Genomic DNA, 22,666 nt, shown 5'->3' with positions numbered 1-22,666 from the left:
TTCATTCCTTAATCGTCACTTATGACTTTTTTAAGCTCAGCAGTTAACATAGGGTTTTCTTCAACCAGATATTCAACATCACGGTTCTTTGGCAGACCTTTGTATGAGTTAAAATGCGTAATAGCTGCACGTTCAGAGAAAGGTTTAATTCTGAACTCATACGTCCATCTTTGAGGTAAGTTGATATTATTGGCCGTTGCTTTTAGTTTGATAGTCCTGTCACCCCAGATCCAAACTAAGTCCTTTACTGGGTCGTAAATCGCGTCTTTAATAACAAATGTTTGCTCTGCATCCCGTGCTATTAAAATTTGGACCTCTTTTTTTAGTGATGGCAATATTTGCTGCCGTAAGTAAGGTGAAAGCATGCTATCCAGTTGATTCAATACAAAATCAGCATTGTCCTTCGATAAGTTCCCTGCTATCGACGCTGCCGCAACTGCCCATCGTAATTTATATTCTTTATTGGCTACATTACCTGCAACGACTAAAGGTTGTGTGAAATTAGGTGGCGTGGCGATTACTTCAGTGTCTTTAAAAGCCAATGCGCAAGCTAATACCCCTGCAATGGCAAGTAGACCGTACTGAATAATTGTGTTTTTAGTTTGATTTTTTTTAATCTCGCTAACGGATTTTAAAATTTTGCTTTCACTTCTTTTCATCTAAAGAGTTCCTATTGAAAATATTCACGACTATATGGGTCAGGTATATATTTACTTTTTTTCAAAAAAGGCAAAGCGCCATGCCACCATAGGAAATGAAGAATAAACCCTCGTGAGTAACGCTCTTCTGTGTATTTCAATGTGAAAAACCAAATTAAACCAAAAGTAAGCAATTCCATTGGTTTGTTGATTAATATGCCAAAGCCAAAACACATGATCGGCATAAGTACGTAGTGCATTGGCCACAGTATGAGAGTTAGTGGCTCGTTAATGCGTTTTGGCATTCTGTATTGAAAAGGATTGTCTGACATTGGTTTGTCCTTCATTAAAATGTATTCGCTATTATTTACCGTATAAAAACGAATGCATAAAATTAGAGAGGGTGTATTTGATACCTCTAATTATTTAGACCAAAAAAAAAGGCTCAAAATGAGCCTTATATTAAGGAGGGAAACTAAATTTTTTATTAAAGGCCTGGGATACCCGCAGTAAAGATTAAATCTAATACTGAACCAGCATTTACCATTAATACTGCACCAAGGAATGCACCAGCAGCCATAGTGTAGTTTTGTTGAGTAATGTTATAAACAGAGTAACCAAATGCTAAAAGTGAAATTGTTTTACCCGGAATACCTTTTACCCAACCATCAAACGTTGAATATATCGAGTTCCATTCAGTACCACTACCTGCAGCAAGTGCTAGTGATGAAAACACTACACATGCTATAGCTAGTGCTAATAGAAGGTATTTAGTTTTTTTAGATGTCTCAACGTTATTCATGTTGTCGATGTTTGCAATTGCTATACTCATGGTTATCTCCGATTAATGAGTGGTTTTAATTCAAAGTGATTATTCACTGTAATTGATTCATTTTAAAATTTTAGAGCGTACTAAAATGGCCCCTCTAAGCTATGCTAATTTTAAAGGAGCACATTAATGTGTTCCTAGTCCTTCTCAGCAAAATCATTATTACCTTTAATTTGGCTTATTTTAAATTTTACAGAGGGTTAAAATCGCACCTCTAAGGTATACATTTATAGAATTCCACCTATTAGGCGACTAATGCTGAAACCTTGAGCGCTAACTGACTTAGCATCTTTAGTCTCTGTCATCTCCATTAATTCAATTTCAACTTCTATTGTGCTACTTATCCCATCTATGAAACCTTTTGACTTTGCACCCTCAATCTTTCGCTAAATTGTAGCCAGAGCCGCCACCAGCATCAGTCATCTCACCCTCAAGCATTATTTGCGATACATACTTAGGCTTATTTATTTCTAATGTCTCTGTCTTACAGTTGATTAATATGGCCGTTAAGAAGCCTCCAAATATAATGAATGTTTTAAAAACCTGTGAAAATGAATAAGCCTTCGCTACTGGTCCTAACTTAGATTCAACTGTAGATGTTAACTCTGATATGGCCTGTGTTAAATTTTCAGGTGGAACTCTAACTTCTCAACTTTTTTTCTTTTAAATTATCTTAGTAAATTTGTAATCATTTTAACTTGTACCTTTATGGAAATTACGGATTATTCCTGAAATCAATAGGGCAATACCTATCAAAAAAATAAATGGGAAATAGGGCAGCACTACGCCTACAAAATTCGGCGCTAACATAAAAAATGTAAATAAACAGAATGAAATCCAAATGATCTTTATATATAAACGCACCAAATTAGGTTTAGCCCCGCCAAATCTATATGCGTTTGCTTTGTGTCTGTTAACAGAGCCGTAAATTAAAGCTAAACAAAGTGGAAGTGATACAAACAGCCAATACTTAAACATCATTATTCGCAAAGCGATTTGATACGCTAGTATCTGCCCGTTTATTGCTAGTCTTTCTTGGAATGTACTACCTATGACACCATCCCATTCAGTGTCCTTTTCAGGCATCAACTTTGATAAAAACCATTTGTATAGCCCACTCCCATTTACCCATTTATCTTGTAAAAAGAGGGTTTCGTTATGCAATACGTTCCAATCATTCTCTGAAATCGCATCTTTAATCTGATATGACTCTTGCAGTACATTCGTTTTATATTCGTCTGGTTCAGTTAGTAGCAGCATGAGCAGCATAGCCGCCACCGATAATGAGGAGAGCAGTAATAATATTTCTAAACGTGTATGCTTACTTGTAATTGCAGTCTTCATACTGCATCCCCCCAAAATATTGCCTGCCTTTTGCCTGTGGCCGGCACTCCCCAAATACTTAAATCAACGCGATTAAATACCAATAAATTGAAAATTAAATATAGTTTTTTATTCGTCTTTTTAGTTGGAGTGTGCAATGTTATTAAATTGTCTTTTGGGTGCCTTTTTGTCCAGGCGCACAAGCTTTCTTTAGTCCAATCCCACACCTCACTTTCACATTTAATTTCCATGCAACATAATTGAGTTAATTGATTAGAAATATATTCACAAAAAACCAAATACGCAGCCGATTGTCCTTGTATCTCAGCCTTGGCGTAATACGCGCTCAAGGATGTTGTAATGATGGATATATAAGTAGGTGCGCCACTATTGAATATATCAATGTTGCCCATGTACTCTTTGACTTTGTTACATATTTTTACTACTGCCGGGTTGATGGTATCTATCATCGACAATTGTATTTTAATATTTGACTCACCGATTGAATCAACCAATTGCGCTTTCTTTGTCAGTGTTTTATTTTTAACTGCATGCATGAATTTTAAAATAGATTCAGCGTCAAAGAATTTATTTAAAATGAGTAGTCCTACTTCATCTTTGCGCAGGTACTCTAACTTTACGTTAAGTTCAGTCGTTGAAATTGACTCAAAGTTATTGTTTTCAATCCACGAATATAAACTTTCATTCGTAAAATCCCACGTTACAGAGGCTGACAATCGCTGGCCTTTTGGCCTGCCCGACACTTTTGCGTAAATGATTGGGTATAACTTTTCGGATACTGCCAGAATTAGAGTTTCAACTTTTGTATTTTCAAGATTGTCTATAACGCCGTTCATAATGAGGCTAAATACGTGTTCTTTGTATATCTTGTTTTGTAAACCAACATACAGCGCTATGTTTCTTGCCAATTCCAATACTGCTTCATTATCACTGCATAACTTTAAAAACTTATCCTGATTTTTTTCACTTAGTCGTGCTCGTATCTCATTCTTAGATGATTGCTTTTCAATGTCATTCAGTGAAAGCCATGTTTTTTGCGCAGTTAAACCATTAAAGTTTTCAATTCGCCACTTATCTATAACCATTTGGCTCGCTCCTCTGGGCAGCTGTTAATTACAATTGGTAGCCTCATTTTAAGTTTTCGGCCATCTGCTAACCGTGCTATGTATTGAAGTTTTGGTAAATCGCCCATTAAGCCCATTGGAAATGAATCATCCATCTCTTTAGCTGAACGCTCACCATGCATAGAGTTGAAGGCAAATATACTTTCGCTACTTGATGCACCAGATGAACTTTGATTTTGAACTTTTGTGATTGCTGTCTTTGAAAATTGCGCAGCAACATACTCTTGGGTCTTTGGATCAGTTGTTCTAAATGAAATGAAGTTATTACATAAACCTAAAACTCTGTTGGCTGTAGGCTCATCGGTTTTAGCTGCAATGTCGCTTATTGTTTGTGTAGCAAGATAAAGCTCGATTGATGATGCGCGACCAACAGCAAGGAGATTTAATAAGCTGTCATTATTTTCAAGTGCAGCATGTGCTTCATCTAAGAAAACAGCAACTCGTGATGCTTTCTTGTCGTTATTGTTATAACGACGACCTGACACAGCAGCAATCTCAGCCATAATTAAACGCGCTAAAAAACCTGCTGTTTTATTATCAGTCATTGAATCTAAACTTATATATAGACACCCCCCTTTTTCCATGAGGTTATCTAAATCTACTATTCTTCGCTTATCTTCACTTTCGGGATCATCAATAGGGGAAAACAAATCATCCATTGGCTTTGACGTTAGCGCCGTTAATACAGGGCGTAACGATGTGATCATCTTTATAAAGTGCTCAGAAGGATGTTCGATTAATTGAATAATACCTAAAATAGCCGCGTTCTCATGCGACTCGCTTAAACGAGCTTTATAGTATTCGCTCATTACTTGCCACGCCTCTACACCTTTTTTAAGGTACTCAGCCATATTCAGCTTTGTTTCGTATCCTGGTCCTAGTGTCCTTTCAAAAAACACACGCAACACTTTTTCACAGAAAGGTATTTTCCCTGAAGACAACGCTTTTTGAATGGAAGTTAAGCGAATAGGTGTGCCAATGTACTCCATGCCTGCAGCTACAAATGTTATTTGTTCATAGGCGAAGTCTTCAAAGGTTTTGCTGCCCCCTGAAGTTCCCATGAGTGGCGCTACTCTGTCAGCAATTTCTGAGACGCGTACAAAGTTCTTTAGTAACGGTATACGACAAGAGTCACTTTGCGCAGCTGGGTGTACACTGAAAAACCTATCGCCATAACCTAAGTGCTCCATTTCCTGCTTGATAGACTCTTTCCAGTCAGTGTCGTTTTTTGGATCGATAACGACGATTACTTTGCTGTTATTTTTTGTTTTGTCGCTTTTTTTGATCTTATTTTGTTGGCCATTTATATTGAAGCGAGCTGAACTTACTTTTGCACCCATATGTATAGCGTTGAGGCTAAGCAAGCGTAATAGTGTTGTTTTGCCTGTACCTATATTTCCTGATATGAGTGTGTGCCCAAAATAAGTATCTTCCACAACCTTTATTTCTGTTTCATCGCCTACAGCATGGATAAAGGGTTTTCCACCAAGCTCTTCAGTTTCATGCTGAAATTCGTCTGTTGCTTTGCGTAGAAAAAATGGAAGCTTTATATCCGTTAATTTTGAGTCCATATTCATAACTTGATAAATACGATTGGCATGTTCTGAACCCCATTCAAACCCATACCCCATAAAGTTGTGTCTAGGGTCAATAAATTTGTCATTCGTTATTCTTGGTTCAAGCGAGTTGATTTCCCGTAATTGTTTACAATCCATAAACTCTTTTCTATTGAGTTTTAGTTTTAACTGACGCTCTATTAATGGTTTTGCTTTCCAAGCATACAGATAACTTCCACCAGCCAGTATGCCAGCAATACCAAATGAAACGGTTGCTCCTGGTTGGAATGCACCTAAAGTCACAAACGGAGTTGTTATTGCACCAATGCCATAAGCTATTGCTGTGTTTACTTCATAGATAGGTCGAAATAGAAACTCAACGTATCGCCCATCTGTTCTATTGTATTTACTACTCACTGAACACCTCTGTATTTGATACATCTTGTATGTGGACTTGTATGGAAAATGAACTCATGTCGTTAATTTTTACGTCATGTTTATAGCGCGCTTTCATTAATTGGATTAGTTTGCTTATACGTATCCCTTTTATAAAAGATGGGCTTGAATCGCTAACTAACGCTACTTCTTTTAATATAATGTCTATGTGTTCTGGACCACCAGCTACATTAAATTTGTGAGCTAGCAAGATTTCGCCAAGACTTCCTTTGATGCTTGTTGTTGTGAATTCAAACTCTGTTGGGTCGGTCAAAGGAAAACTAGATTTATCTTTACCGGCAGTGGCTTTTTTCTTAGTAGTCTCACTCTTTGCTTTAGGTGAATTGGTATTAACACCTTTTTTGGTTTCTGAACTGCTTTTAACAGCGCCAGTTAACGAGGACTGACCTAAAGGTGTTAGTTCAAAGCAAACGACAGACTTTGCTTTTTGACGCCGAACAAGTGTTGCAAGGGATGAGCTACCTAGTTTTTGCCGTATAAAACCTTTGCTTAATAGCGCTTGTCCAGCTTCGATTTGATTAGTGTTGTAGGCTTCAACGTACTTGTTTACGTCTACGTACCATTTATTATTGATTTGCAAAACATACTCGTGGAATGTAGGTTTTTCGTTCTCCAAAGCTGGTGGTATTGCCTTTTGATATATTTCCACAGGTACAGCCTGTTCAGTTTTTTCCGCAGGTATTGTTTGTTCATTTATTTGAGCAGGTACAGCCTGTTCAGTTTTTTCTGCAAGTGTTGTCTGTTCAGTTTGTAATACAGAGGTATCGGTGCTGTTTTCAAATAGAATTGGTGTAACATTCGCTTTTTCCGGTTTTTTAGGCTTTGGCATTTTTTTCTTTTTGGCCGTGACTTGTTTTTTTTCCTCTGTATTTACTTCAGTTTTAGGCGGAACTGTTTTTTCTGTTTTGGAGGTACTGGTTTTTTCCTCAACATGGTTTACACCATTGTTAACGGAAACGGTTTTTTTAGTCGTGCTAATGTTAACTTTGTCATGTAATTCGTTCGTACCTTCAATTACCGTCTCTTTTTCTTCGCTTAGCGCTTTAGTATCAAAGCTTAGCTCTGTAAAGCTTCCATCTTCTTTCGTAATGAAATATTTGTTTGAGCCACTAAGGTAAAGTAAACCTTCTAAGTTTGGGTGCACTGGGTCAGAATCATATATCCACTCGCGATACACCACTTTAATCAACTCAATCCAATTAATGCTGATTGTTTCGTCAATGATGTTTATTACATCTTGTTCAGTGAACTTGCCTATAGCAAATAGCGCAAAGCGATTTTCTTTATCGAATGGCTCTACTATTCTGAAATCTTCCATCATTCCTAATAGAGACTTTGTATCATTTGGTAGAGCATCGAACTGGTTAGCCCGTGCAGCTTTTAGGATTCCATCAAACGCTGATTGCCAACGAATAAAAACACAATCTCCAATTACAAAAGCATGGCTTTTTTCAGCATTAAAATTCCATTTGCTTTTAAGGCTTCGCATCGTGTCGACAATAGACATCATTCTTGATTTTTTTAAGGTACCAAAAGCCGAAGTTGCCATTGTTTTGACATCTTTAGCCGTTGACACTGAATCTCCAAAACGAATTGCTGTGGCAAGGTATCCATTGATGTGAGCATATCCGTTAAGTGCAGACGTTAGATTGCTATATAAGTCATCTGGGGAGTCCATAATGAACTCTAACCCCTCTCCTTTTAATATGTGTGGTAACAGAGTGGCACCTGAAGACACGTGCTCCTTGTGTACACGAGATGCTCTAAAGTGGACAAAATATCGTTCTACTTTATTGCGGGTAGCCCATTCAATTAAAGTTTCAATTTGTGGTATCCAAGGCTTAATTGGTTTCCCCCAGCTCGCGATTGGTACACTTATATTTTTTTCATCATCAAAAATTGTATACGCACTCACCTGCATATCTGTCAAAATTTTACCTGTATCATGTAAAAGCGCCCCAACCCACGCTGCATACATGTAACGGACACGACGTTGTGCATCTAAGTCCACTTTACCAACGGTCGGAGGCAATTGATTGTCTGCTTTACGCAAAGCGATTAAAGCTGCATCTAGCGAGTGCCGAAATAATCCACCTGGTTGTGAATGGTGGTGGTATTCAGATGCAGGAAGCATGTGAACATATTCCGCTAGCTTGCGAATTACACTCAAATAACGCGCGTCAAAAAGATTAACACCATCCGCAGTGGTTCTATGAAACCCAATATCTACGTGTTGCTCAAGCGCTATAATTTGGTCTTTATAGCGCTTTAAAATGGCGTCTACACAAAACACGCTCAAACCATTTACTTTAGGTGGGTAAAATTGAGCTTCAGCATCGTGTACTGGCCTGTTATAAATATCCAAATAAATTTCTCCACTTACATTGGTCTGTAAGTGGATCGGCTTAGGTTTATCTTTAAGAACCTCTACGTCACCGTTAACCGGCTTAGTAGAAGTGGATAAACCAAATAGCATTTTCATGGTGGATACAAATGACATTATGCTACCTTGCTTTCACTATCTTCATTTTTGGCTTTAACAATTAATACTAATTGTTCTTCAGTCAGTATTGTTTTTGCTACCTCATAAGGAATGTCACACAGTGAAAGCATGTTAAATTGTGGATCACGTAAAAATTCCAAATAGTAACGCGGATTAAATTGGCCTCCTTCGCGTTTACCCGGCGAAGTCACTTTCATTATTCTGTCAGTTACACCAGTAACAATTGCTGCTGCCTGTTTGCATGCTTGCTCATACTCAAGATCATCTAAAGCACCAAACATAAATAATTTTTCAATTGCGTTTAACTCTTTGTCCACGGCAACAATTAACTGAGTAATTGTGAGTCCTACTGGGTGAGACACTTCAAATTGCATGGCGTAACTTTCTGGAGTATTAATTATAAGGTCACCCATAACCGGTAAACTTTTCTCACGTTCTACTCGGTGCTCATGAAGTGTATCCAGCTGGGCTTGAGCAAGACTTAAATTAATATCTCTATGCCATTCACTTATTCTTGTGTACGCAACGCTAGAGGTTTTTGCCATCCGTAAAATTGCAGCTAAGCGCTCGAATGCATTTAGAATTTTATGCTCGTTAAGCTTTAAATATGAATGTGTGTGGTCTGTTTCATACTTAATCATGGTAGTGATTGTTTTCATTTTTCCAGCATGCTTTGTGGCCGCTCTTTGCGCCTGTTCATTCTTGACATGTTCAGCTGATATTGAATTTTCAGTTTTATTCTGCATTTTGTATCTCCTCAGTTTCTAAAGTTTTTGTGTTGTTCAGTAGCTTTAAGCTTTGATGAATCATATTAATAAGCGTGATAATTGGTTCCGCTTTAATTAGGAATTCATCAATTAAACTAACTTCCCAGCTTTCAGCGTTTTTCACTAATTGGAATCGACTTGTTGTGCCATCTTTATTCCGCTTGAGTTCTTTTGCGTAGCGAAGTGTCTGCTTATTGCTTTTAGCAACATTGAGCCTTGCCCAACTGTTTTCGTAAATTCGCCACCTGAGCGTTACTCGGTTATGGTTTTTGGTTTTGTATATGCGAATGCTCGGTGCAACCTTGCCGACTTTATCGGTTCGGTCCGGATTAGCGGCTTGACTTATGATTTGTCTATTAATGTCTCGCCAAACACCCCAATATCCATCCACTAACGAATCAAGCTTTAAAGCTAGGTCGTCTTTTTTATCAGTTAAATACTGTCGAACTTCAAATGCATCTTGGTTCATTTTTCAAAACTCTTGTTTCTGTCGTGATGTCATTTTCGCGTAATTATCCTTAAGAGAAAAAAAATACAGAGGGTATAAATGCATGCTGTAAATTTCGGGCACCTTCCGGTGAGGTATTCTTTTACTATTGATGCCCTAAAATCTAATTGAGGGCAGTTTCATCAAACTGCCCTTAAACGGGCGGTTTAACCAAAACTGCCCTCAATTAATTAGGGGAGAATTAAGTTTTCGAGGTTTGCTTAATTGGTGCTTTTTTTGGTAAGAACAGAATGATTTGTAAAATGCCCTAAAAGGGCGTTTTGAGTGACGTCTTAATTAATTGAGGGCGCTTTTAATTTTTTTTATCAATTTAATTTAATATCCTGCCCTAAAAATGGGCGCAATAAATATCTCACCCTATTAATTGAGGGCGGCTTCTTTTTTTGTTGAATTAATATTTTGTAAACTTTAATTTTGGAGAAGTATGAAATTTAGCGTAATTCCTCTAAATAAATGGAGTTGCGCCATTGTGGGTAGGTTCTAGGGAAGTGCACTATTAATTGAGGGTAGTTTTAATAATTTTTTATTTTTTAGACTAGGGATAATGCCCTAAAAATGGGCGTAAAAAAAATCTCACCCCATTAATTGAGGGCGGTATTAAACTATATATTTTTGTGGTTCTAAATTATTGAGGCGTATTTGGCTTAGTTATTTATTATAAATATGCGATTTTTTTATCGTTCAGCATCTCAATCATAATGCTGGATATACCAATCAAGAAGAAATGAAGCTCACTTTGTGAAAGTGCTAATGTATTTAATTAGAGGGAAAGGTAAAATGAGTAGCGCAGTTCATCAATTAAAGCTGCATGCGAACAATATGGAATTTACTTAGTCATAATTGCAATGCTGTGCCGCTTTTGTGCCTCTTTCATGCCACTTCCCGATAAGCGATTGACATACCCAATACCATAAATTTCGCATCGCCATATCGCTCCCTTTTTATGCCGCTTTCATGCCGCTGGTCGGTAAATAATTTACATATCCAATATTATAAATCGTACATTGCCATATTATGCCGCTATTATGCCACTTTTGTTCTATAGCTTTGTATTGGTCTGTGTTTTTGGTTTTCGTTCACTCAACTAATAACTAATAAGTTTTATAATTAAACCTTAGAGGTGTCATTTTGGGGTGCTCTAATATTTAAAGCTTTTAATTACTGGGTGTATTCTCTGCCTGAACAATACATATAGGAGTGTAGAGAATGGCTAAGAAGATAGTGAGAGCTGCTGAGGTTGGGTTTGGAACAGTAAGTTTTACTGTGTCGGGTGACGATAAGCCAGTGATAAAAACGTTTAGCTCTTCTGTTGGGCGAATTAATGAGAGCCGAATTGGGCAAGCCGATATGGGAATTGGTAAGCGTGAAACGGTAGAAGTCGATATTGATGGCGACATTTTTGAAGTTGGGCCTGACGCTTATTTAAGTGCTCAAGACTCTGATGATGTTTTAAGTGATCATTATGTTGGTTCCAAACAATATAAAGCATTATTAAAAGGCAGTCTTTCACTAATGCATGATCGTGTTATTGATTTGCTTGTTGTTGGCCTACCTGTTAATCATTGGTCAAAAAAAAACGAGCTTATCAAATTAACAGAAGGTGTGCATGATTTCAAAGGCGGTAAGCAACGAATAGTTAAAAAGACTATGGTGTTACCACAACCGGTTGCTGGATTAGTTTCTTATGCGACAAGTCTACCTAAACAAGAGTTTGAAAAAAACTTTAAAACAGCAAACGTTGTTTGTGTCGATGCCGGATACTTAACACTAGATGTATGTACATCTCGTGGATTAACGCCAATTGAAAAAAGAAGTGGTGCTACTGAGAACGGCTTTTCAACCGTGTTGAATGAAATTATACCGACCTTATCTAAAGCTTTTTCATTAACTAACAACTTATCAAGACGCTTAGTGGATGATGCTTTCTGGAAAACTAATGGCAAGCTAAAGGTTAGAGGTTACGAATACCCATTCCCAATTTGCAAAAAAGAAGATAATGATCTCGGTATCGAATATGACGTAACGGGTAATATTAATAGTTCGACAAGTACGGCTGCAAACTATGTAAGAAACATTGTAGGTAGCGGTGATGACATTGATTATTTTGTTTTATTCGGTGGACCAATGAAAACTTTTGAACCAGCTATTAGAGCGCAATATCCACATCACAAAATGATTGTACTAGAAAATAATTTAACTACAGTTGTTGAGGGGCTGTTCTACGCGGGCAAACAAGTCGTTAGAGGTTAATCTATGAGTAGTATAATTAAAGTAACAGCGAGAATAAAAAGAGAAAGTAAACTTGGGATTCATTTGGTTAATGATTCTCAGTTATCTGGCTACCCTAATGAGTTAATTAGGTTAGCCATTCAAGGTTTGTTATTTGAGAGTCTAGTTAATAATGGAGGGGAGGTAAAGTTATCAGTTAACCAACCGAATCACCCTTTGGTTGACAGTAGTTTGAACAAAGCTTCTGTTGCTGTAGAGAAAACCCAAAGTGAGCCTGTAGAAGAAGTTGAGGAAGGTAAAAATCAACTTGACCTCGTACCTTACTTGGATAGATACATGGAAGATTTTGATTTTACAGATTCAAATGCAAGTCCCGATTAAAGGCCTGCCTATCCAATACTTTAGGATGGGCATTTTGTAAAGCGATTAGAAAAAAAATGCTATTAAATTTTATTTTACTTCATATAATTTAAGTTGATGTTTCGTTAATCATTGAATCTATTAGTATTTATATACTAAATTAAAAATTAACTCGCCCTAAGTCACAAGTGGTGGCGTTATTTTTATTGAGATGTTCCTTTTATGAATCTATAATTCAAATTCATAGAATAATTTTAAACGGAACTAGAGCAATGCTAGAAAATGCAAACAACCTTGCCGATCAAATTAATAACTACTTTAATTGCAATGTGGAGCTGTTATTAATAATTAAATCACTTATTGATTTTGATTGTGATATTGAGGGTGTCATTGGCATTGATTCACAACTTGTAACAGCTCTTAAAAATGCTCATGTTCAAGATATTGCATGTTTAAAAAATGCAGATTCTCGCGTTCCTTTATTCAAATTAGCGTGCTCACCAAGTGACCTAACTCAAGCTATTGCTTCTATGAAAATAAACAAACCAAAAGCAGGGTCAATAGACCACATATTTGCATCTGAGGTTAAATAGAATGTCTATATCGTTGACTAATATTTATAAAAATGAAATAGCTATTTGCGCTTTAGCAGTGTTAGGTACTGAAAAGAAAATTCTACTTGCTCTGTCTCATAGACGAAAAGACAATATCAAACACTTTTGGAAAGACCTCCCTTTTTCAAGACAATTTCGTCGTGGTCAAGGTGGTTGGGTAAAAGATACTGAAGGTCGGCTGATGGCCGACAGAATTTTATCGTTATATAAAAAAATGTATAAAGATACCCAACTAGACAGACCTATAACTGGTGTGCAATTATTGAACATGTACTATGCCTATAATGCATTATACCCAAACTCTAAAATTCACCCTACTCGTATATTTTACTTTTTCCCACTAGTACGTGAACAGCTACTTGGTATTATGCCGTCATGTGCTTGCTGTTCTAAGTCTTACGTAGTTCATTATGATGACAACTCTGACATAAACCTTTGTGCATCGTGCCATATTACTGGTGCAAAAGCTCCAAAGGCTAAACGTGAGAAACATGGGCTATTTGAAGATCAGATAACTGACGTTCCAATGCATGATAATTTACCTCAGCGACAACAAGTTTAAAAGTTAATGTAAGAGACGTATTTAAAAAATTTGATTTTTAATATTTGAAAACCAATACTAATAGCAATTTCAAGTGCCAAGGTGTTGTTTTTTTTATGCGTAAAACTTTTTTATCATTACTTCTTATTGCCACACTACCTTTGCAGGCTGTCGAATGGCTTGATCCAATGACTCCTAAGAAGTCACAAATAAGCATTAATTTTGTTAACTTACTAGGTGATGAGCAGGCTTCACTAATTAATGTTGGGCTAAACAACAATGCTGAACAAAAGCATTATGTCGCGGGTGTGCTAATTCAAAAAGAGAAACCTAAATATTTAACTTTAGTAGTAGCTAACTTCGATAAAAGTTTGTCTGGATTTGATTTTTATTTCAATCACGTAAATGTAAAGGCAACATGTTCTCGCCTAAAAGGTGATTTTGCAGATGAACTCTTAAAAACTAAGGCTTATTTATCACAAAGCGTGGAACTGTATTATAAACAAATGTCATTTTCTGCTCCATGGCATCGATTTCAGCAAGCAAGTAATGGCAGGCATTTTGTTCAACAAATCTCAGATGTTGGTAATATAAATTCAATTTCATTGTGTGAAATACCAAATCAATTTTTATAATTTTAAAAGAGGCTCATAAGCCTCTTTTTTATTACATAATTATTTATTTCTTCGATTAACTCTCCCCTCCTCCTTTTTTGGCTGTTGAATGATTAGAGGTGGCATATTTGTACTCTCTAATATTTCAAAATTTCCTATATTAATATGAAAATGGCTCAATTGAATATTGGGGGTCATTTTGAAAAACACTATATTAGCTACTTTACTACTTGCAACTTGCTTTAATGCTTCAGCTGCATCATCAACTTCAACAAACTCTCCTTTTTATGGCGATAAGTACAGAGGGTGGTATTGGTTTGAAGATCCACCTGTAGAACCTGAAGATGAGCCAGAAAAAGAAAAGCCGGCAGTACCAGCAGCTGAAACTAAGCCAGAAGAAGAGAAAAAAGAAGAAAAAGTACGCTTAGATGTTGCTTGGCTCAAATCAAAAATACCTGAGTATCAAGAAGCCGCTATTAATAACCCAACCAGGGAAAACATTGCACGCTACATGTATGTGCAGCGTTATATGCTCGATATTAGCTCACGATTTGCTACTAAAACAATGGAATTTAATCAGTTCGAATCTGAATTAGATGAATCAAAACGTCGCCCTATGTCCACGTTTTCATTAAACGTATTTAAAGATGACACCAAAAAAGCCATAAGCAATGTTATTAGTGCAATCAATGAAAAGTCTCATTTATGGTTTTTCTTCTCGTCTAATTGCGCCTATTGCAAAAAACAACTCCCGTTATTAAAAGAATTAAAAATACGCTTTGGTATGAATGTACTTGGTATCTCAATGGATGGGTCAGTATTGCCCGACATGGAAGATATTGAAGTCGTGGTTGATACAACAAATGTTGCTGAACGCTTTGGCGTTCAGTTCACACCAACCATGTTTATGGCTCTTAATGACGGTAGCGGTTTCACCAAAATAGGTGAAGGCTTAACTACGTTACCTCTAATGCAAGATCGTATTCTTTTATCCGCCCGATTAAAAAATGTAATTACCGATGAACAGTATCAACAAACTCAAAACGTTCGGGAGATAAATGTGCTGACCGATACGGATGGAACTATGTTAGCTGATGCAGAATTAATTGAGAATGACCCTGGTTATTTAGCTGAAATACTTAAATCGAAATTAGCTGATTCTAAGCCAGTAGGTGCTCAATTATTTAACTCTCTTTCTGGGGAATAATGATGAAATTAAAAAGAATTGGAATTTTTGTTAGCTTGTGCATGTTAACAAGCTCTCTAAATGCTAATGCAGGAATGAAAGACTTATTTGATTCGTATCAAAATGATTTAGGTCCATATCAAGTTGACGTTGCTAGTGGCAATAACTGGGGGGTAGGTCAATTTTCTGCTCGTTGGAATCAGCCTACAATTGATGTCGTTTCATTGGAAAGTCCATCTATGTCCGTAGGTTGTGGTGGCGTAGATCTATACGGAGGTTCGTTTGGTCTAATATCTGGCGACGAGCTAGTTCAAGTTGGTAGAGCGGTAGCTCAAGGTGCAGCTGCTTACTTTTTTAAACTAGCAATTAATAATATCTGCTCAACATGTGCTGCAGAAATGGAAAACTTACAAAATAAATTACAGCGATTTAATGAACTGGCTCGAAATGCCTGCGCTGAATCTCAAACCTTCTTAGCTAATAACGAATATGTTGGTGAAGATAGGTTGGTAATGCAAGAAAGCCTTATTAGTTCCGATATGGCCTCAAAAGTTGGTTCTGTTACTAGTTGGGCTGGTTCTATTCTTGGCGATAAAAATACAAATGAAAAGAAAGATTTAAACACCAGAAAGCTAACTCTTGAAGGTAATTCAGTGTATCAAGCTGTTACCATATTAAACCCAACTTCATCAACACCTTTTTTGGATGCGCTTGAGTTCAAAGGTGATACGCAGAAGAAAAAAATGGCATCTATGTTAATGACTTTATTAGGTACCAAAGTTATTAAGTTTGAAAATGGTGCCACTGATGTAGATGCAGAACCTGGAGTTGATAACACTGGACCTGCTAATTATTCAGATTTCATTTTTGGGAAAACAGCTGTACCGATAAAAATTAGAAGTTGTGGAACTGAAACTATTCCTATAGGTGGCGAATATCGCTGTTTAAATGTTGAAACAGAAACAGTGAGCTTTACTCCATTAGAGATGGTAGTAAAAGCGAGACTTGTTGGAGAAGCAGGTAGTCCTGGTATTTTTGCTAAATATTTAAGTCAAACACCTCTTAACGCAGAGGAGAAGCGCTTTGCTAAAATATTCACTTTCCCATATGTACGTTGGGCAGTATTTGCTAAAGAGAACCATATAAACATAGACGATATTGCGAACTATGCAGCTACATTGTTGTTGAGACAACTTAACGAGGAAATTTTTAATCAAGTCAGCAAAGTTTATGCAATGACCGCTTCGGCTAAAGAAAATATGTATAACTCAGGTACATCTTTAAAAAAGGAGTATGAAATTGCATACCGAGACTTTAGCAAACAGTACGAGCTTGTAAGCAAAAAGATATATGCAAGTAATACAGAGAGCACCCAAGCCCTCCAAACAGTAGTGCAAATCTCTGCTATAACCAAACAGACTAAAGGGTGATATATGGACTTAAATGTTTATTTACAAGGTGATTTAGAGTTTGCGAATGATACTCTTGTTGCTGTAGCCCGTATGTTTAACGCTGGTTCGACTTACGATCAAATACAAACTGGTGCAGGAGTTTTAATATTCCTAACTCTATTTCTATCATACTTTAAGTATATTCTAGATCCAGAACGCTCACCTTACCCTTTTAAAGAGTTTGTCTTCGGCGTTATGGGCTTTATTATGTTTGTAGGCCCTCTATCCCCGCGTTTTACTGTTCATCTACAATCAGTTTCAACTAGTTCGCTTGATGTTCGGACTGTCTCAAATGTACCGTTCTTAGTAGCTGTTCCTTCTTGGGCTGGTACGAATTTAATTGGTGGCTTACGTGATTTAGCTGCAAACAACTTCACAACACCTTCAATGGGCAGTAATGCACCCGCAGATCCATTAGGAGCACTTGTAAGACTCCATTCTATTCCTATGTCACCCGTTATAAACTCCTTAGATCATCCGGGACAGTACGATTTTAAGACATCTATCAAAAATTATATAAATGATTGCTATATACCTGATCAGCTATTAAGTACAGGTAATCCAAATGGGAATATGGGTGGATTAGATGCAGCTAGATTAGACAAGGTAATTGATAAAATTAAGGTTACATACCCTGACTACTACACTAGAATATTTTTAAATAATAGTCCTGATGGAGAGTATCTATCGTGTGACGTGGCTTATAACAAGATATACGCCCATATAAATACGGGTAAATTCCCTACTATGGTTTCTAGTTATTATGAAGCGCGCGGTGTTGATGCTCCTTCTATAACTGCTGCATATAGCCTTTTGACTGGTGGTGGTATGGCCAGCCCTAATCCATATGAAGTAATGGCAGGTCGTTTTCTTGCTTTTCATACTTATGAGGCTCTACAAGGCCAAGATAGCCCGTGGGTTAATAAAATGGTCTTTGAGTCAATGCAAAAACGTTTGTACGAGCAAGCAGGTGAACGCTCTTTGTTCATGAACTACATGATTCCAATGATTTCTGTATTTGAAATGTTTACGTTCTTTATTGGGCCTGTAATGATTCTATTATCTGTTATGGGGGGCGCTGGTTTCGCCATGATAGGCAAATACATGTACCTTATCTTGTTCGTTAACTTATGGGGTTTCATTAAAGTTTTTGTTGATTTGTTTACATATAAAGCAGCAGAAAAAGCATTCTCAGTATCTACTAGTTTCGCTCAGATGGACCCATTCTCAATGGGAGCTATGCCCGCTGTAATATCGGAAGTTGAAGGGTTCTTAGGTGTAGCTTCGGCATTAACCGCTGCAATACCAATGCTTGCAATGTTTTTACTTTACGGTGGTGTTCACTCACTAATGGGTGTTATGAGTTCAGTTAATCCAACTGGTAAAGGCAGTGTTGATGGTACAAATATTGCGCCAAGGTTATCAAGTTCGTGGTCTGATGGTGCGCAAAGTATGGGTACGCACAGCAATACATACAACGCTGGCACTGGAGCTGTTGAAGCTAACGTGAAATCAAGTGATTCGGGTCGTTTTGCAAACGTAAATATAGATTCTGGTATTAATAATTCATTAGGTAATTCAACATCCATTGCCGAGAAAGATGTTCAATCAAAAACCCAAGCATATGAGCAGACTGCATCAACTGCTATGGCGTCGCTTGAACAAAACGCAGATGTAGTTGCAGGATCAAAAAACAAGACTTGGAGTGATATGAATACGGCCGAAAAAACCGTTGCATTGAAAAGGTCACTCGAAGAAGGCCAAAATATTTCTTCCGATGCAGCTAGCCAAGCCGCATTCCAAATTATGGGGCAAGCAGGAATTTCAGTAGCTGGCGGCGTTAATACGTATAAAGATTATTCTGCGATAGGTGGTGCTCCTACTCCTTTTAAGCTTGGTGTGAACGCAGGCGTTTCATCAAATTTATCAAATATGGATATGACTAAATTTGGTATTAAAGATAGTTCAGCCCAAAAGCTTCTGGAAGATGTAGCAGAAAGCCACAAGGGGCAAACAACTAATAGTGAGCAAGGTGCTTACAATATTTCCGAATCAAATCAACAAAGCGAAAGTTTTCAAGAAAGTTTAAATAAAGGGCATAAATTACAAGAGCAAATTGCACAATCACGAGAACTTTCAACTAACTTAGGTGAAATGTATAACTCAAGTAATGGTCTTAAATTTAGTCAAGCGCTAAATAATGAAGCTTTAGCACCCCTTGTAGATGGCAAATCTTTAGATACTTATATTGATGGTCTATCCGACGATCAAGTTAAATCATTAGTGGGTAATGATGCTGGTGGCTCAGTTGATAGTAAAAAAGATTACCTCAAAGATAAATATCAAAAAGAAGGCGCTGAGTTAGCAGGTCCAGCGCAAGCAGGTTACGGAGGTATGCTGTCTATACTTGACGACACATTAGCAAAACAACCGCAGTCTATCGATGATGTTAACAGCCAAGCAGATATGCTTGCTGATTGGAGCCAAGTTGTATCCGACAATGCCCAATCAAATGGCGCAACACCATCTCAGCTTAATGCGCTAAGTATGATGAATGACTCTTACCGTAAACTTGATGAAACTACAGCAGATGGTGGCGTGATAAAAAATGCTTCCCCTGAGTTACTAGGATTAGATACAGATACTTCTAATGCTAAACAGGCCGAAAATGCGATTAAAACGTCCAAGTTTGATAAGCCTTTTAAAAATGATATTCCTTCTGAAAGTGACTATTCAAAAGAAAAATACGGGGCAATGACTGAAAAACAAGCTGATGCAATGAAACGTGTTGAAGGTCATACTTTATTAAGTGGTGACCAACAAGATGTAATCGATAGAATTAAAAGCGGAGAGTTAAACGGTGCAATGTGGGCGTTCGGGCAGATTGAAGGAGAAGATAAATTTGCGCGATTTGCTGCTGATAGAGCTGCTGAATTAGGCTATGACGAAAAGAGTGTTTATGAAGGTACTCAAGCATTGAATACAAAATCGCCTTCTGAGGTCCAAGATATGTTTGGTCGCGTGAATACCGGCATAGCTTCATTTGATGATATGAAATCAATAGCACAAATGTCACATGCAGCTGATTATTTGACTAATACACAATCTGGCAACGACTCTTTTATTGTAGGTTTAGGTGCTGGCGAGTTAGATGAATTTAGCGGCTCTACATTAGCATTTAAAGCTGGAGAGCAAGCGTTAAGTAATACATCCCTAGGTCGCGATATTAACAGTGTAATGGAAATGGGTGGTAAAAATGGTTTTAGCTATGCATCTACAATGGATGCAGTGGGCTTGATGGCCGGTAAAGGTGGTACTGTCGGGGCTCAATTCCCTTATGAAGCCAACAAAGTCGATCTTATAAACAATAATCAATCATACAAAAATGGGGTTGATAAAGCGGATAAAAATACCTTATTTGGTACTGGTGTTAGTTATGATAAAGATGAATCAGCTCCTACAGCTGCGTTGAATTCATTCAAAGAAAATGCAGCACATATAATGAGTTCTAATGAAGAAGGTTATAATTCAACATCAGCAGCTAAAGCATTTACTTCACTTCTTGACAGAAATGAAACCGTTCCGGGTAATCCTTATATTAATATGAATGATGTAACTATAGACAAAATGTTGAGGGGCGGAGACAACAATTTATTAAGAAGTGTTTATCAAAACTCTGATGAACTTCGGGGTGCTTTGGACTCAATACCAGACGAAGAATTACCAAAAAACTTTAAACCATACTTCAACGATATTCTTAATCAAGCTAATGAAGCATATAATAGGCAGGGTCTCTCATCCCTTTCACCGTATTCTGACGGGAATGAAATACAAAAAACAAATAATGTCGATGTACCAACGGAAGTAAGCTCTAGTAAATCACCTGTATCAACATTCAAGACAGATAACGGTAGATTTACTTTACAATCACAAAATGAAGATGGTTCATTTGTTTATAAAAATGAAAAGGACAATGGTTATTCCTATAAGCAAGGTGATGCTTATATGTCACCTATAGAGAGTAAAGAGCCATCTAGTGTAAATCCGACTAGTAATACTAGTGCTAAACCGCCTGAGGCACCTGAAGGGTCTTCAAATACAGCTCAGTTTGATAATAGCGAAATACCATTATCTATGGGTGTATCAGCATTCGCAGTTGGTGTTCCTGGTCTATTGAATTATGTAAATTCACAAACTAACACTAATCAGTCAAAAGTAAGTGATGAAGCGGCAGAAAAACAGATACAAGGCGTTGATAGTTCTTCTTCTGTCCCAAGAAATACTTCTTCTATTGATGGTTATACTTCACAACCAAAAGTAGATAACGATCAGAACGCGAATGCTAACGATGTTGGTAAAGGTAAGGCGCCACTTAATACGGGTGCTGCTCCTTTAACTGCTCAAGCTAACGCCACTCAAGAAGTTAATGGGCTTACACAACCAAAAGCTGATAACGCTCAGAACGTGAAAGCTGATGCTGCTACAAGCAATGCACCGCTGAATACAGGGGCTACTGCTTCAACTGCTCAAGCTAACGCGACTCAAGAAGTTAATGGGCCTACTCAACTAAAAGCAGATAATGCAAACTCACTAAATAGTGAACAAGCCCAGAACGAGAAAACTACCGATGTTGGTACAAGCAATGCACCGCTGAATACAGGCGCTACGGCTTCAACTTCGCAAGCTAACGCGACTCAGCAAGTGAATGAGCCTACACAACCAAAAGTAGATAATGCAAACTCACTAAATAGTGAACAAGCCCAGAACGAGAAAACTACCGATGTTGGTACAAGCAATGCATCGCTGAATACAGGGGCTACTGCTTCAACTGCGCAAGCTAACGCGACTCAGCAAGTGAATGATGCTACTCAACCAAAAGCTAATAACGCTCAGAACGTGAAAGCTGATGCTGCTACAAGCAATGCACCGCTGAATACAGGCGCTACGGCTTCAACTTTGCAAGCTAACGCGAATCAGCAAGTGAATGAGCCTACACAACCAAAAGTAGATAATGCAAACTCACTAAATAGTGAACAAGCCCAGAACGAGAAAACTGACGATGTTGGTACAAGCAATGCACCGCTGAATACGGGTGCTGCTTCAACAGCTCAAGCCAATGCTACTCAGCAAGTGTCTGAGCCTACTCAACCAAAAGCAGATAATGCTCAGGCTGACAGTGATAACTCATTAAATGATGTTCAAGCTGATAACGCTCAAAACGTGAATGATGCCGAGGTTAATACAGGCAATGCATCGTTGAATACGGCGGCTACAGCTTCAACTGCGCAAGCTAACGCGACTCAACAAGTGACTGATGCACCAAAGCCAAAAGCTGATAATGCACAAAATGTGAAAGCTACTGGTGTTGGTACAGGCAATACGCCGCTGAATACGGCGGCTACGGCTTCAACTTCGCAAGCTAACGCTACTCAACAAGTGAATGAACCTACTCAACCAAAGGCAGATAGTGCTCAGGCTGGCAGTGAAAGCTCACTAAATGCAGATCAAGCTGATAATGGGCAAAACGTGAAAGCTACCGATTTTGGTACAGGCAATGCCCCGCTGAATACGGCGGCTACGGCTTCAACGGCTCAAGCTAACGCGACTCAGCAAGTGAATGAACCTACTCAACCAAAGGCAGATAGTGCTCAGGCTGGCAGTGAAAGCTCACTAAATGCAGATCAAGCTGATAATAGCCAAAACGTGAAAGCTACCAATGTTGGTACAGGCAATGCCCTGCTGAATACGGGTGCTGCTTCAACAGCTCAAGCCAATGCTACTCAGCAAGTGACTGAGCCTACTCAAACAAAAGCTGACAATACTCAGGCTGGCAGTGAAAGCTCACTAAATGCAGATCAAGCTGATAATGGGCAAAACGTGAAAGCTACCGATTTTGGTACAGGCAATGCCCCGCTGAATACGGCGGCTACGGCTTCAACGGCTCAA

17 protein-coding genes are annotated in these 22,666 nt (G+C 37.9%); 8 read left to right on the top strand and 9 right to left on the bottom strand.

The window, feature by feature from the left end; translation table 11 throughout:
• Window positions 1-8: 8 nt before the first annotated feature.
• From H5180_RS19025 to H5180_RS18985, 9 genes are all read right to left on the bottom strand, one after another.
• Complete coding sequence (locus H5180_RS19025) at window positions 9-659, bottom strand: TraE/TraK family type IV conjugative transfer system protein (protein WP_182758839.1); 651 nt, start codon at window positions 657-659, stop codon at window positions 9-11.
• Window positions 660-670: 11 nt separating this feature from the next.
• On the bottom strand, window positions 671-970 hold the full coding sequence (traL, locus tag H5180_RS19020) for a type IV conjugative transfer system protein TraL (RefSeq protein ID WP_024595919.1): 300 nt from the start codon (window positions 968-970) through the stop codon (window positions 671-673).
• A 155-nt stretch (window positions 971-1,125) separates the two neighbouring features.
• The gene (locus tag H5180_RS19015) at window positions 1,126-1,470 is read right to left on the bottom strand and encodes a hypothetical protein (protein WP_182758838.1); all 345 of its coding nucleotides are present in this window, start codon (window positions 1,468-1,470) and stop codon (window positions 1,126-1,128) included.
• 690 nt (window positions 1,471-2,160) lie between these two features.
• Window positions 2,161-2,811: a hypothetical protein gene (locus H5180_RS19010; protein ID WP_182758837.1), complete on the bottom strand. Its 651-nt coding sequence runs from the start codon at window positions 2,809-2,811 to the stop codon at window positions 2,161-2,163.
• Window positions 2,808-3,896, bottom strand: coding sequence for a hypothetical protein (locus tag H5180_RS19005; RefSeq protein WP_182758836.1), 1,089 nt, complete (start codon window positions 3,894-3,896; stop codon window positions 2,808-2,810). The genes H5180_RS19010 and H5180_RS19005 overlap by 4 nt, the downstream gene beginning before the upstream one ends.
• Window positions 3,887-5,908 carry a conjugative transfer system coupling protein TraD gene (gene traD, locus H5180_RS19000; RefSeq protein WP_182758835.1) on the bottom strand — a complete coding sequence of 674 codons (2,022 nt, stop codon included), beginning with the start codon at window positions 5,906-5,908 and terminating at the stop codon, window positions 3,887-3,889. Before traD ends, H5180_RS19005 begins: the two co-directional genes overlap by 10 nt.
• The gene (gene mobH / locus H5180_RS18995; RefSeq protein WP_182758834.1) at window positions 5,901-8,447 is read right to left on the bottom strand and encodes a MobH family relaxase; all 2,547 of its coding nucleotides are present in this window, start codon (window positions 8,445-8,447) and stop codon (window positions 5,901-5,903) included. The genes traD and mobH overlap by 8 nt, the downstream gene beginning before the upstream one ends.
• Window positions 8,447-9,196: a hypothetical protein gene (locus H5180_RS18990; protein ID WP_182758833.1), complete on the bottom strand. Its 750-nt coding sequence runs from the start codon at window positions 9,194-9,196 to the stop codon at window positions 8,447-8,449. Before H5180_RS18990 ends, mobH begins: the two co-directional genes overlap by 1 nt.
• Window positions 9,186-9,686, bottom strand: coding sequence for a conjugative transfer protein MobI(A/C) (locus tag H5180_RS18985; protein ID WP_182758832.1), 501 nt, complete (start codon window positions 9,684-9,686; stop codon window positions 9,186-9,188). Before H5180_RS18985 ends, H5180_RS18990 begins: the two co-directional genes overlap by 11 nt.
• 1,245 nt (window positions 9,687-10,931) lie before the next feature.
• Here H5180_RS18985 and H5180_RS18980 point away from each other — a divergent pair.
• The 8 genes from H5180_RS18980 to H5180_RS18945 all read left to right on the top strand — a co-directional run.
• Window positions 10,932-11,975 carry a ParM/StbA family protein gene (locus H5180_RS18980; RefSeq protein WP_182758831.1) on the top strand — a complete coding sequence of 348 codons (1,044 nt, stop codon included), beginning with the start codon at window positions 10,932-10,934 and terminating at the stop codon, window positions 11,973-11,975.
• A gap of 3 nt (window positions 11,976-11,978) precedes the next feature.
• Window positions 11,979-12,335, top strand: a complete 357-nt coding sequence (locus H5180_RS18975; RefSeq protein ID WP_182758830.1) for a hypothetical protein — start codon at window positions 11,979-11,981, stop codon at window positions 12,333-12,335.
• Between the two features lie 251 nt (window positions 12,336-12,586).
• A complete protein-coding gene (locus tag H5180_RS18970) occupies window positions 12,587-12,907 on the top strand; it encodes a hypothetical protein (RefSeq protein WP_182758829.1) in 321 nt (106 codons plus the stop codon).
• Between the two features lies 1 nt (window position 12,908).
• The gene (locus H5180_RS18965; RefSeq protein ID WP_182758828.1) at window positions 12,909-13,490 is read left to right on the top strand and encodes a FlhC family transcriptional regulator; all 582 of its coding nucleotides are present in this window, start codon (window positions 12,909-12,911) and stop codon (window positions 13,488-13,490) included.
• A gap of 95 nt (window positions 13,491-13,585) precedes the next feature.
• Window positions 13,586-14,104: a hypothetical protein gene (locus H5180_RS18960; RefSeq protein WP_182758827.1), complete on the top strand. Its 519-nt coding sequence runs from the start codon at window positions 13,586-13,588 to the stop codon at window positions 14,102-14,104.
• Between the two features lie 178 nt (window positions 14,105-14,282).
• On the top strand, window positions 14,283-15,290 hold the full coding sequence (traF, locus tag H5180_RS18955; RefSeq protein WP_182758826.1) for a conjugal transfer protein TraF: 1,008 nt from the start codon (window positions 14,283-14,285) through the stop codon (window positions 15,288-15,290).
• Window positions 15,290-16,699, top strand: a complete 1,410-nt coding sequence (locus H5180_RS18950; RefSeq protein WP_182758825.1) for a conjugal transfer protein TraH — start codon at window positions 15,290-15,292, stop codon at window positions 16,697-16,699. The genes traF and H5180_RS18950 overlap by 1 nt, the downstream gene beginning before the upstream one ends.
• 3 nt (window positions 16,700-16,702) lie before the next feature.
• Window positions 16,703-22,666: conjugal transfer protein TraG N-terminal domain-containing protein (locus H5180_RS18945; protein WP_182758824.1), on the top strand; the 5,964-nt coding region annotated here is incomplete at its 3' end.

The sequence above is a fragment of the Pseudoalteromonas sp. SR41-4 genome, from assembly GCF_014163985.1.
Classification (GTDB): domain Bacteria; phylum Pseudomonadota; class Gammaproteobacteria; order Enterobacterales; family Alteromonadaceae; genus Pseudoalteromonas; species Pseudoalteromonas rhizosphaerae.
This window is presented reverse-complemented; position numbering and strand designations above follow the sequence as displayed.

Excerpts from the sequence above, each read along its gene's own strand:
- H5180_RS19015 (WP_182758838.1), bottom strand. The coding sequence starts at position 1,470 with ATGAGTATAGCAATTGCAAACATCGACAACATGAATAACGTTGAGACA.
- H5180_RS18970 (WP_182758829.1), top strand. The coding sequence starts at position 12,587 with ATGCTAGAAAATGCAAACAACCTTGCCGATCAAATTAATAACTACTTT.
- H5180_RS18965 (WP_182758828.1), top strand. The coding sequence starts at position 12,909 with ATGTCTATATCGTTGACTAATATTTATAAAAATGAAATAGCTATTTGC.
- H5180_RS18975 (WP_182758830.1), top strand. The coding sequence starts at position 11,979 with ATGAGTAGTATAATTAAAGTAACAGCGAGAATAAAAAGAGAAAGTAAA.
- H5180_RS19025 (WP_182758839.1), bottom strand. The coding sequence starts at position 659 with ATGAAAAGAAGTGAAAGCAAAATTTTAAAATCCGTTAGCGAGATTAAA.
- H5180_RS18950 (WP_182758825.1), top strand. The coding sequence starts at position 15,290 with ATGATGAAATTAAAAAGAATTGGAATTTTTGTTAGCTTGTGCATGTTA.
- H5180_RS18980 (WP_182758831.1), top strand. The coding sequence starts at position 10,932 with ATGGCTAAGAAGATAGTGAGAGCTGCTGAGGTTGGGTTTGGAACAGTA.
- H5180_RS18985 (WP_182758832.1), bottom strand. The coding sequence starts at position 9,686 with ATGAACCAAGATGCATTTGAAGTTCGACAGTATTTAACTGATAAAAAA.
- H5180_RS18960 (WP_182758827.1), top strand. The coding sequence starts at position 13,586 with ATGCGTAAAACTTTTTTATCATTACTTCTTATTGCCACACTACCTTTG.
- H5180_RS18990 (WP_182758833.1), bottom strand. The coding sequence starts at position 9,196 with ATGCAGAATAAAACTGAAAATTCAATATCAGCTGAACATGTCAAGAAT.
- mobH (WP_182758834.1), bottom strand. The coding sequence starts at position 8,447 with ATGTCATTTGTATCCACCATGAAAATGCTATTTGGTTTATCCACTTCT.
- H5180_RS19005 (WP_182758836.1), bottom strand. The coding sequence starts at position 3,896 with ATGGTTATAGATAAGTGGCGAATTGAAAACTTTAATGGTTTAACTGCG.
- H5180_RS19010 (WP_182758837.1), bottom strand. The coding sequence starts at position 2,811 with ATGAAGACTGCAATTACAAGTAAGCATACACGTTTAGAAATATTATTA.
- traL (WP_024595919.1), bottom strand. The coding sequence starts at position 970 with ATGTCAGACAATCCTTTTCAATACAGAATGCCAAAACGCATTAACGAG.